Genomic DNA, 11,655 nt, shown 5'->3' with positions numbered 1-11,655 from the left:
GCTCACCATGACCCAGCCGTACGCGGGCTGGGTGGTGGTGCGAGCCTCCAGGGCAGGACGGACCGGCCGGGAGGCGCGCGTCGACTCAGCGGGTCAGGATGCGGTCGGCCTGCTGCCGCGCCCACCGCTCGGCGGCGAGGACGCCCTCGAGGGACGGTTCCCCCGCGCGGTGCCCGTCCACGACCCGCGCCACCGTGTCGAGGATGTCGAGGAAGCCGATGGCACCGGCGTGGAAGGCGGCGACGGCCTGCTCGTTCGCCGCGTTGAACACGGCGGGGAACGTCCCGCCGAGCACGCCGACACGCTTGGCGAGGTCGACGGCGCCGAAGGCACGGGAGTCGAGCGGTTCGAAGGTCCAGGTGCTCGCGGTCGTCCAGTCCAGCGGCACGCCGACGTCCGGCACGCGGTCGGGCCAGGCCATCCCGAGGGCGATCGGCAGACGCATGTCCGGCGGGGACGCCTGCGCGATCGTGGAGCCGTCGACGAACTCGACCATCGAGTGGACGACCGACTGCGCGTGCACCGTGACGTCGATGCGGTCGTACGGCACGTCGAAGAGCAGGTGGGCCTCGATGACCTCGAGGCCCTTGTTGACGAGCGTCGCGGAGTTCGTCGTGACGACGAGACCCATGTCCCAGGTCGGATGGGCCAGCGCCTGCGCCGGCGTGACGTCACGGAGTTCCTCGCGGCTCCGACCACGGAACGGGCCGCCGCTCGCGGTGAGGACGAGTCGCCGGACCTCCGCGTCCCTCCCCGAGCGGAGGGCCTGCGCGATCGCGGAGTGCTCGCTGTCGACCGGGACGATCTGTCCGGGCGCGGCGGCGGCCCGTACGAGCGCACCGCCGACGATGAGGCTCTCCTTGTTGGCCAGGGCCAGCGTCGCCCCGGTCTCGAGGGCGGCGAGGGTGGGGCCGAGGCCGACGGAGCCGGTGATGCCGTTGAGGACGACGTCCGCTTCGACGCTGCGCACCAGGCGTTCCGCGTCGGCGGCACCGAGCGCCGTGTCCCGGACGCCGAGGCGATCGGCCTGCTGAGCGAGGGCTCCGGCGTTGCTGCCGGCGGTCAGGCCGACCACCTCGAACCGGTCGGGGTTGCGCGCGATGACGTCGAGCGCCTGGGTGCCGATCGACCCCGTGCTCCCGAGGAGGACGACGCGGCGGCGGCTCGACACCGGGATCAGCCCTTGGCCAGCAGGTCGACCACGAAGACCAGGGTCGCGTCGGCCGGGATGCCCGAGCCTTCCGGTGGGTTGGCGCCGTAGCCGTCCTCCGGGGTGACGACGATCATCACCTGCGAGCCGATCTTCTGACCGACCAGGCCCTTCACGAACCCGGGGATCAGCCCGCTGTTCGAGATCGTGAACGTCGTCGGCGAGCCCTTCGACCACGAGGAGTCGAACTCCTTGCCGCCCTCGTACGCGACGCCCTTGTACTGCACGAGCGCGGTGTCGCCGTCCTCGATGACGTCACCGTCGCCCTGCTTGATGACCTCGGCCGTGGTCTTCGTCGGAGCGTCGGTGTCCGGGATGGTGATCTCCGGCTCGCCGTCCGCCTTGTCCTCCACCGTGGGGAGCGCCGGGTCCTGGTCCTGCGGCGTGCCGGTCGACTTGGTCGGGGTCTGCTCGACGACGTCCGCGACGACGACGATCGACCCGCTCGTGTTGAAGCCGAGTGCGGCTGCCTGCCCGACGACGGCGACACGGTCACCGACGTGTGCACAGGCGAGGAGCGCGCCGAAGCCGGTGCCGCCGACGGAGAGGACCTGCGGGTTGCCCTGGTCGAAGCCGACGGTGACGAGGTTCTTCGCGTCCTTCGCGTCGTACGCCGTGTACGCGACCTGGACGAAGTCGCCGTCGGCCAGTGCGTCGCCCTTGCCCTCCACGGTCCGGGTCGCCTGCGGCGGGGCGGCGGAGAGGCCGTCGTCGAACGTCACCTCGGGCGCGGTCGACCCGCCGACTGCACCCGTGGCGGTGATCGAGTCCGACGCCTTCCCCGGCTTCGGGCACGACGAGATCGGCGTCGCCGTCGCGCCGGGGGTCGACGTGGCGGACGCCGAGGCGTCCGAGGAGCCGGAGCCGGAACAGGCCGCGAGGCCGAGGACCACGGCGGGCACGAGGGCGATCGGGAGCAGACGGAGACGCTTCACACGGGTCATCCTGCCGTACCCACCGATGTGTCGGCTCCGAGGACGACGATCTCGGGCTCGTGGTGGACGGGGAACGCCACCGATCGTGCGATGAAGCAGAGGCGGTTCGCTTCGGCGTGTGCGGACACGGCGTCCTCGACACGGTCGGCTTCCCGGATGGTGACGACGGGACGGAGGACGGCCCCGGTGAGCTCGCCCGAACCGTCGCGGTGGAGGTCGAGGCTCGCCGTGGCACGGTCGTCGTACTGCACGACGGTGAAGCCACGGGTGACGGCGACGTGCAGGTAGCTCAGCATGTGGCACTGGGTGAGGGCAGCGAGGACCAGCTCCTCCGGGTTCCAGCGGTCCCGGTCGCCGCGGAAGGTCGGGTCGGCGCTGCCGAGGACGTCGGGCTTGCCGTCGGCACTGACGAGGTGGTCACGGCCGTAGTCGCGGTACCCGCTCGTGCCGGTCCCCCGGTCGCCCGTCCAGCGCACGGAGACCTCGTAGGAGTGGTCGTTCATCGCGGTCCCTTCGTCGTGGAGGTGGTCGGTAGGATCGCGCCATGAGCACGGCCACCAGCACCGACCGTCATCCTCTCACCGCCGACGGGTCGGTCGAGTTGGCCGTCCTCGACCGCTCCGGCTTCGAGGAGAGTCGCCACGTCGGAGCGGGGGTCGTCGTCGGTCCGGACGGTACGGTGCTCGACTCCGTGGGTGACGCCGGCGCGAGCATCTACCCGCGCTCGACGATGAAGCCCCTCCAAGCGCTCGCGATCCGCCGCGCAGGCGCCTTGTTCGCGGGTGACGAGCTGGTCATGACGACCGCGAGCCACGCCGGGACGCCGTCCCACCAGTCACTCGCACTCCGGATGCTCGAGCGGTTCGACCACGTCGAGGAGGACCTGGGGTGCCCGCCGGACCTGCCGTTCGACCGGGACACCGCGCGGAACACGAGCGGCCCCCGTCGTCTGGCGATGAACTGCTCCGGGAAGCACGCGGGGATGCTCGCCGCGTGCCGTGTCCACGGCTGGGACGAGTCGACCTACCTGGACATCCAGCACCCGCTGCAGCAGGCGGTCCGGAGCACGGTCGAGGACGCCACCGGTGAGGTCGTCGACCTCGTCGGGACGGACGGTTGCGGAGCACCGGTCTTCCCGCTCACACTCACCGGGCTGGCCCGGGGCATCGCCGGGGTCGTCTCCCGTGCGGACGAGGACACCGCTGCCCTGACCGATGCCGTCCTGGCCGACCCCTGGGCGATCGACGGCGTCGGGCGTGCGAACACCGTCACCATCGAGCGGCTCGGCCTGCTGGCGAAGCTCGGCGCCGAGGGCGTCATGGTCATGGGCGTGCCGGGCGGCCCGGCCGTCGCCGTCAAGGTCCTCGACGGTGCCCTGCGCGCCGGGACGCTCGCGGCCCTGACGCTGCTCGTGCGCAACGGCCTGGTCGATGCGGACGCCGCCGCCGGCGTGCTCGAGGTGACCGGGGAGCGCGTCCTCGGTGGCGGCTCGCCCGTCGGGGCCATCCGGGTCGGCGCAGGCCTGCGCTGACCTGCGGTGCGCTGATCGGGCTCGTGGCGAACGGGCTCGACCGGCCCGGGTCCCGCCGACGATGCGGTCACGAGGGGACTGCTCGCTCCGGTCGGCACGACGAGGAGCGGCAGCGTCGGTGCGAGCACGACCCCGTCGCCGTCGCGGGACGGGCCCTGGTCCGGCCCCGCTCCCACCGCGGCACCCTCGTCACGTTCGGTGTCCGCGCCCACCGGTCGCGTGGTGCTCGACTGCGTGCTGCCACCGCTCCGCGCGGAGCCCGCGCCGATGTCCGTCTCGGCGGTCCGGAGGCGGCACCCGTAGCGCGTGACCTCCACCACGGTCCCCCAGCGTCTGGGCGTGGATCCCAGGCCCGGGACCAGGACGACGGTCCCGAGCAGGGCACCGTGGTCGGTCAGCAGCGAGGCGGCGGCGCTCCCCTCCGGCATCGTGTGCCGGACGCCCCGATCGCCGAGGACGCCGACGTCAGCCGCGATGCGCAGGGATGCACGAGGACCCGCGGGTGCCGGAGCACCGGTGGGGTGGAGGCCGTCGAGCTGGTCGGCGAGTGCGGTGAAGACGGCACGTGCCAGTGCGCCCCGGCCTCGGACGAGCACTCCTGCAGCAGGGTCGGCCGTCATCGCCCGTCCTGCCGGGTCCCGCCCGAGCACCAGGAGACGCCCGTTCTGTGGCGGGTCTCCCTCGAGCGTGCCCGTCTCGGGCCCGGTCCGGGCGCATGGTGCGTCGGCGTCTCCGGCTCCCCCGCCCGGCTGCTCCTGTGGGGCCGGCACGACGACGGTCCGCACGTCGTCCGCTCCGCCGGTCGAGGGTACGGCGAGGCCGATCATCGCGCTCAGTACTGCCGCGACGAGCAGCACCGGACGACTCGCTCCGGTGGCGGCCATCGCACCGACCGCGACGACGAACGCGACGACGAAGACGATGCGACGCGTGACACGTGGGCTCATGCACCGATCCCAGCCCACGAGGGACCACGTCGTCGCTCCCGGCGAGCGACTGTGGATGGTGCGGACGGTCGCCGAGCCCTGTGGAGTGGGGAGCCCCCTCGGTCGTCGACCCTCCGTGGAGGACCGGACGACCCGGCGTCGATCGACCGACCAGCGTCACTGGACGAGGAAGAACTGCTCCCCGATGTCGACGCGGGCACCACGTTCGACGCGGTACCGACGTCCTGGCTCGCACCGGCGGATCGAGCCGTCGATGTGTCGGATCATCGTGCCGTTGCCCGAGTACCGGTCGGAGACCCAGAGGTCGTCGCCCTCCCGTCCGAGTTCCAGATGCGTCTTCGACACCGACTTACCGGGATCGCGGATCGTCAGCAGACCGTCGAACTGTTCGTCGGCCTCGGGCCGAGGCAGTCGGCCGAGCAGCGCGGATCCGTGCACACCGAGACGCTCGCCGGTGCTGAAGTGGAGCAGGAACGGTGCCTGCGCAGGTGCCCGGGAGACGATCCGTGTCGCTTCGACGTCGTCGTCCGCGCTCGTGTCCTCGTCCGCGCTGGCGTCCTCGTCCGTCACGGCCTCGGTGCGCTCCGCTACACCCGTCGGTGACGCAGGGGTGACCGGCGGGAGCGGCGCGGCGACCGGGGGAAGCGGCGCGGCGGCGGGCGGGAGGTGCACGTCGGTCTCGGTACGGGCATCCGCTCCGGTCTCCGTGGCCTGGTCGTGGTCCGGAACGTCGAGCGACGAGTCCGTCGCCTCGCCGGTGACGTCGCCTTCGCCGGTGACGTCGCCTTCGCCGGTGACGTCGCCTTCGCCGGGATCGCCGGAACCCGCCGGGTCACGGCGACCGTCCGAGGCGGCGCCACCCTCCGCGGCCCCGCTGGAGATCTCCGGGTCGGGGGAAGGAGCACCGTCCGAGGCGGTGCCAGGGGCCGGGAGTCGGTCGGCGTGGTCGCCCGCACCAGTACCGCCGGAACCGTCCCGCACTCCGTCGTCGGCCGGACCATCGGACCCGGCAGCACCGTCCGTGCCGTCGGCTCCGACGCGCACTGTGTCGTCCTGGTCACCGGCGTCGTGCACGTCGGACCCCTCGGCGGGCAGCCCGTCCTCTTCCTCGGTCAACTCGTGGGCGTCCGAGACCGCGCTGCGCAGGGCTTCCTCGTCGGCGGCCCAGTCCGGACGGGTGAGCGGCAACGGCATCACCGGACCGGTGAAGGCGGCCGTGACGGCGGGACGGACCGACCCGCACTCCTCGCAGAAGATGTCGTCGGGCTCGAGCGTGTGGCCACACACGTGACAGGTCGTGCTCTGGCTGCCGGGCGCGACGAGCGGTGCCGGGCGGGGGGTCCGACGTTCGGCCAGCGGCTGGAAGGCGGCGGTGTCACCGGGGCGGGGCGCATCGTCGGACAGGGTGTCGGACGCGGTGTCGTCGGTGACGCGGCGATCGCTCGCCGGACCACCGGTGGCGTCGACGGACGGCGCACGGCCGATCCACCACGAGGGACCGGACGTGGGCGCAGCAGGGGCGGCGGGCGGTTCCCACGCCGGCGCGCTGCCCGCGTCGGGCGTGCCGGCTCCGGCGTCCCAGGCGTCGGCGCGCTGTACCTCGGGGTCGTCCTGCGGAGCGACCACCTCGGCCGTGAAGGCATCGGGATCCAGCGTCGGTTCGGCGGACACGTCGTCCGTCGCAGCGGCCGAGCGTCCGGTCCAGTCCCCGAGGCCGGTGCCGGAGCCGTGGACGTGCGTCGGTGCGCTGCGCGGCGCGAGGTCGTGGTGGTCGGCGTCCGCCGACGGGGCGGGGGCGACCGCGGTCGCGTCGGTCGGCGGAGCCTCGTGATCAGCGAGCGCGCCGTCCGTCCCCTCGGTCTGCCGGGCGGGGGACGCACCGCGGTCGGTGCCGGTCAACCAGGCACGGGTCGCGGGGTCGAGGGTCGACTCCGGCAACCAGGCGTCGGCAGCCTGGTCCGTACTCCGCCCGTGCGCGCCCGGCTGCTGCAGGGGCGGCGGGGTCCCGCGGTCGACGGGTTCGACGGGTGCAGTGCGACGCGCTGCCGAGGTCGTGACGGCTCGTCCGCACTCACCGCAGAAGATCGCTCCCTCCGGGAGCGTCGATCCGCAGTGTTCGCATCTGATCACAGGGTGCCTCTGTCCTCGTCCGACCGTTCGCCAGGTGCTTCCGGCCTCCGGACATCGTAGTCACCGCCGCTCGGAGCGCCTCCCACGGCCGCCGGAGGCCCCGCCGGCGCTGACTCCGCCGGTTCCGCCGCGTGCCTCGACGGCACGGACCACGCCGGACGCCGTGACCGCAGTGAGCGGAGCGAGGTCGCCGCCCGGAACCGGGCACGACGATCACGCCCCGACCCGAGCGCGACGATCGCGGTGTCGGCGATCGCCCAGGTCCGCTCGGCGGTCTGGTCGTCGACGTCGGCCGGACCGAAGACCGCGGCGTCGGCACCCGCGGCGAGGGTGGCCCCGTCCGAGCCCGGCGCGGTCGACGCGACCTCCTGACGGGTGGCGGTCGGAACGACGTCGTGACCACCGTCGAGGAGGGCGTCCCGGTACTCGTCCCACGCTCCGACCACACGCGCTCTGGGATCCGGAGCACGGCGCCGTCGCCTCCGGCGGAGCCGCTTCACGAGCACGATGCCAGCGGCAGGGAGCAGCAGGACCATCGAGAGACCGAGCACGCCGAGTGCCCACGGGAGCACCGCGAGCAGGACCTGCAACCAGAGCGGCTGCGTGGGTGGGGTCTCGCGGTCGGCGTCCGGCGGCGTCTGCTGGTCCTGTTCCTGCGGCTCGGCGGGAGGCGGGGGCACGACCGTCTCAGGACGGGTCACGGGTTCCGGCGTCTGCTCCGACTCGTCCGGGATCTCCCGCACGTCCGGGTTGGGGTCGAGCATGACCCACCCCCACTGCGCGGTGTCGACCTCGATGCGCGCCGTGACGTCCGATCCGCGGAACGTCGTGGTGTCGTCGACCGTCGTGTCAGCCGGTGCTCCGGAGTCGCCACCGGGGGTGAACCCGAGCACGACCCGCGCTGGGAAACCGATCTCCCGCGCCATCAGCGCTGCGGCCACCGCGTACTGCTCCTGGTCCCCCACCATCGGCTGCGCGGTGAGCAGCTGTTCGATGCGGTCGGCGCCGTGGCCGCTCCGACTCGGGCGGTCGTCTCCGACCCCGTGGCTCACGTACCCGTCGCGCGCGAGCGCCCGCAGCACCGCGACCAGCTGCGCCCCCGGGGCCGTGCCGTCGTCGGTGTCGGCCCGCACGACGTCCCGCACAGCGTCCGGCACGGAGCGGGGCGTCGGCACGACCGCGTCGCCGGGTCGGGCGTCGACGAGCTCGTCCTCCGTCGGCTGGTCGGGCAGGACGGCGGACAGCGAGTAGCGCGTCCGACCCGTGACCCCGTCGAGGAGGGCGGCCGTGCCGGTCGAGCGGTTGAGGAAGAACGCCGAGCGCTCCTCGTCGGCTGCTGCGCCGCGGAACGTGACCGCTTCGAGGTCGCCGACGGTCGGCAGCCACACGCCCCGGTAGCCGTTCACGCGCACGTCGACCCGGACCCGGGTGCCGCGGACGTCGCGGGTGTCGACCGACGTCGGCACCCGCTCGAAGGACCCGGACGCCGCCGCCCCGTCCGGTCCACCGACCCGGTAGACGACGCCGTCGTACGTGTCGAGCGTGGCGACCCGCACGAAGCCCCCTGCCGGCAAGCCGCTCACGGTCAGTTGGGTCCGGTCGGCCTCGTCCGACCGCTGGTAGGCCCGGAACCCGCTCAGGGGGCTGACCTGCGTGGTCGGGTCGAACGGCTTGACCACGTCCGTCCGGGCGACCGTGCGCGCCGCGGAGGGCGTCACCACGAGACCGAGCCCGGTCGCGACCACCGCTGCCACGGCGATCGTGGCCGTGCCGACGAGGGCCGGCCGGACGACCGCCCGGCCGACCGGGACGCGCGCGCCGGTCGTGCCGGCGACGGCGACCGCTCGCCGGACGTGCCGGGAGGTCAGTGCCCACACGAGCGCGATGCCCGCCAGGACCACCGCGAGCACGACGGACGTCTCGAGTCGCGACGGACCGACCACCACTCCGGCGACGAACAGCGCGAGCGCCGGCAGGCTGGCGAGTTCCGGACGGGAGGCCCTGGTGGCGACGCTCACACCGGTCACGGCAGCGAGCAGCACGGACACTGCGTACGGCACCAGGAGCGCCTCGTAGGACCCGACCGGCAGGTCGACGGTGAGGAGCTGCCGCCAGGCGAGGGCGACACCGGCGAACAGGTCGACGAGACCGCGACCGGTCGGGAGGAGGCCGGCGGCCTCGTCCGGTACCGCCGTCGGCACGCCCGTCGCGGCGAACCCCACGACCGTGGCGACCGCCACGGCCGCGGCCGGGAGGCGCGACACGGCACCGAGGACCGCCACCAGTGACCCGACGACGAGCGCCGTGACGCCCGCGACGACCATCGACGTGTCCTGGTACACGGGCCACCAGGCGACGCTCGCGACCGCGAGGAGGAGCCAGACCGCGAGCGTCCCGCCGACGAGGCGCACCGGCGACGTGCGGTCCCGTCGCGCTGCTCCGCGTGGACGCCGATGGCCGGAGTCGACACTCATGCGCTCACCGACCGGTGCAGGGCGTGCCGGAGGTCCTCGAGGTACCCGATCGTCATGACCGTCAACCCGGCCAGCCGCACCGAACGCGGCACCGCCTCCGGCTCACAGACGACGGCGACCACCTCGACACCGACCGGGAACCGGCTGGCCGCGAGCCGCAGCGCTGCGACGCCCACTGTCGAGCCCACGACGAGGAACGCGACCGAGATCCCCACCGTGTCACGTCCGACGATGCCCGCGACCTCGGCCACCGGCAGGCACGCGTCGGCGAGCCCCACGCTGGCGAACGCGTCCAGCAGCCGCGTCGGGGTCACCGTCGGCAGTGTCTGCACGGCACGGACCGGCCGCTTCGCGAACTCCGGGGTCCGCTCCGACACGACGACGGTCACCTCGCGGCCGTCCCGGACCGCTCGCGCACCGAGCGAGGCGGCGACGCTGACCGCGAGCTCGAACTCCTCGTCGTCGTCGAACTCGGAGCGGGACACCCCGAGGCCGACGACCAGGTGCGACCGCCTGGTGTCCTCGAACTGCCGCACCATGAACGCGCCCGTCTTGGCGGTCGACTTCCAGTGGATGGTCCGTGGGTCGTCGCCGGGCACGTACTCCCGGATGGCGTGGAACGCGATGTCGGCCGGGGAGAGGTCGGTGGTCGCCTGGCCCTCGAGGTCACGGACGAGCCCGGTGCTCGTCGAGGGGATCGCGATCGTCCGCGGGTGCACGACGACCTGCTCGCGCGCCGTCCAGACGACCTCGCGCCGGACGAGCCCGACCGGGTCCGCCCGGACCCCCGTCAGCGGCCCGACGTCGAGCACACCCCGACGCGTCGTCGGCACCGGGACGTGCTGCTCATGGCTCCCGTTCGGAGCGACCGCCGGGACGACCACGTCGACCAGGCCGGTGCCGACGGGGAGTTCGACCGTGGTCGGGACCGAGGGCAGGCGCGTCGGGTTCTCGGCCGTGACGGTCACCCCGGCCTCGCCACCGACCACCACGCGGGCCTGCGGGAGCGACATCCGGATCACGAGTCGTGACCGGCCGAGCAGCGCGATCGCCGCGATGACGACGAGGACGGCCCCGGCCCACCCGACGACGACGACCTCGCGCAGACCGAAACGGTACCCGGTGACGAACGCGACGACCGTGAGGGCCAGGACGGTCCACCCCAGGCCGGTGACCACCGACGACACCTCGTCCCAGGAACGGCGGGCGAGCCTCCAGGCCGTACGCCAGAGACGGACGACCCCCACGACCGCGTCGGCGGCGACGTCGTCACGGTCCCCGACGAGACGCGTGCGGACGTTCGTCAGGCCGGCGACCGTCCCGGTGCGTTCCTGCGCCGCGCCACGACGCGACCGCGTCGCGACGGGACGACGGGAGCGCGTGTCGACGGGCCGGCGATCGGTCACCGTGGGACCCGGTCGGCGGGTGGGGGCGTCTCGACGAGGAGCTGGGCGATGACGCTCGACGCGTCGACCCCGTCGAACTCGGCTTCGGCGTCGAGGACCAGGCGGTGCGCGAGGACCGGTTGCGCGAGGGCCTTCACGTCGTCCGGCGTGACGTAGTGGCGTCCGTTGACGGCCGCGTGGACACGGCTCGCACGGATCAGGCCCATCGCGCCGCGGACGCTGACACCCAGCCGGACCTCGCTGGCGGCTCGGGTACCGTCCACCAGGCGGGCGACGTAGTCCGCGATGACCGCGTCGACGTGGACGGTGCGCGCCAGGGCGGCCATCTCGGTGACGGTCGCGGCGGGGACGACGCTCGCGAGCGGCACGGACACGGACGGCGCCGAGGCGGCCTCGAGGATCCTCACCGTCGCGGCGTGGTCCGGGTAACCGATCGAGGTCTTCATGAGGAAGCGGTCGAGCTGTGCCTCGGGCAGCCGGTAGGTCCCGGCCTGCTCGATCGGGTTCTGGGTGGCGACCACCATGAAGGGCTGCGCGAGCCGGTGCGTGACGCCGTCGACCGTGACGGCGGACTCCTCCATCGCCTCGAGCAGCGCGGACTGGGTCTTCGGGCTGGCCCGGTTGATCTCGTCGGCGAGGACGATGTTCGCGAAGACCGGCCCCCGGTGGAACTCGAACTCCTGCGCCCGCTGGTCGTAGACGCTGATGCCGCTGATGTCACCGGGCAGCAGGTCCGGGGTGAACTGGATCCGGCTGGTCGCCCCCTGCACGCTCTGCGCGAGGGCCCGCGCGAGACTCGTCTTGCCGGTGCCGGGGACGTCCTCGAGCAGCAGGTGTCCCTCGCTGAGCATCGCCGTGACCGCCAGGCGGATGACGAACGTCTTGCCGAGGAGCACCTGCTCGACGTTGGTGACGATGCGGCCGGCGACGTCGGCGAACCAGGCGGCCTGCTCCGGGGTCATGCTCATGCGGGAGTCGTTCCTTCGGTGGTGGGGACGGCGTGGCGGGGCGTGCCCGTGCCG

Annotated in this window: 8 protein-coding genes; 1 reads left to right on the top strand and 7 read right to left on the bottom strand. The window is 73.5% G+C overall.

Going from position 1 to position 11,655, the window contains the following annotated elements; genetic code table 11:
- Window positions 1-85: 85 nt before the first annotated feature.
- Genes dxr through DEI83_RS09300 form a run of 3 tightly spaced genes read right to left on the bottom strand, consistent with a single transcriptional unit; the run spans window position 86 to window position 2,648 of the window.
- A complete protein-coding gene (dxr, locus tag DEI83_RS09310; protein ID WP_111081674.1) occupies window positions 86-1,171 on the bottom strand; it encodes a 1-deoxy-D-xylulose-5-phosphate reductoisomerase in 1,086 nt (361 codons plus the stop codon).
- Between the two features lie 5 nt (window positions 1,172-1,176).
- Entirely contained in the window at window positions 1,177-2,145 is a 969-nt protein-coding gene (locus DEI83_RS09305) for an FKBP-type peptidyl-prolyl cis-trans isomerase (RefSeq protein WP_111081673.1), read from the bottom strand.
- A gap of 5 nt (window positions 2,146-2,150) precedes the next feature.
- Window positions 2,151-2,648 (bottom strand): OsmC family protein, encoded by a 498-nt coding sequence (locus tag DEI83_RS09300; protein WP_111081672.1) that lies wholly within the window; start codon window positions 2,646-2,648, stop codon window positions 2,151-2,153.
- Window positions 2,649-2,689: 41 nt separating this feature from the next.
- On the opposite strand from DEI83_RS09300, the gene DEI83_RS09295 reads away from it, so the two are divergent.
- Window positions 2,690-3,676, top strand: coding sequence for an asparaginase (locus DEI83_RS09295; protein ID WP_111081671.1), 987 nt, complete (start codon window positions 2,690-2,692; stop codon window positions 3,674-3,676).
- Between the two features lie 1,103 nt (window positions 3,677-4,779).
- Here DEI83_RS09295 and DEI83_RS09285 read toward each other — a convergent pair.
- The 4 genes from DEI83_RS09285 to DEI83_RS09270 all read right to left on the bottom strand — a co-directional run bounded on the left by DEI83_RS09285 (window position 4,780) and on the right by DEI83_RS09270 (window position 11,601).
- On the bottom strand, window positions 4,780-6,561 hold the full coding sequence (locus DEI83_RS09285) for an FHA domain-containing protein (RefSeq protein ID WP_146243283.1): 1,782 nt from the start codon (window positions 6,559-6,561) through the stop codon (window positions 4,780-4,782).
- 188 nt (window positions 6,562-6,749) lie between these two features.
- On the bottom strand, window positions 6,750-9,227 hold the full coding sequence (locus DEI83_RS09280) for a transglutaminase domain-containing protein (protein ID WP_146243282.1): 2,478 nt from the start codon (window positions 9,225-9,227) through the stop codon (window positions 6,750-6,752).
- Complete coding sequence (locus DEI83_RS09275) at window positions 9,224-10,633, bottom strand: DUF58 domain-containing protein (protein WP_111081667.1); 1,410 nt, start codon at window positions 10,631-10,633, stop codon at window positions 9,224-9,226. Before DEI83_RS09275 ends, DEI83_RS09280 begins: the two co-directional genes overlap by 4 nt.
- Window positions 10,630-11,601 carry a MoxR family ATPase gene (locus DEI83_RS09270; RefSeq protein ID WP_111081666.1) on the bottom strand — a complete coding sequence of 324 codons (972 nt, stop codon included), beginning with the start codon at window positions 11,599-11,601 and terminating at the stop codon, window positions 10,630-10,632. Before DEI83_RS09270 ends, DEI83_RS09275 begins: the two co-directional genes overlap by 4 nt.
- Window positions 11,602-11,655 lie beyond the last annotated feature (54 nt).

This window comes from Curtobacterium sp. MCBD17_021 (genome assembly GCF_003234525.1).
Lineage (GTDB): Bacteria > Actinomycetota > Actinomycetes > Actinomycetales > Microbacteriaceae > Curtobacterium.
This window is presented reverse-complemented; position numbering and strand designations above follow the sequence as displayed.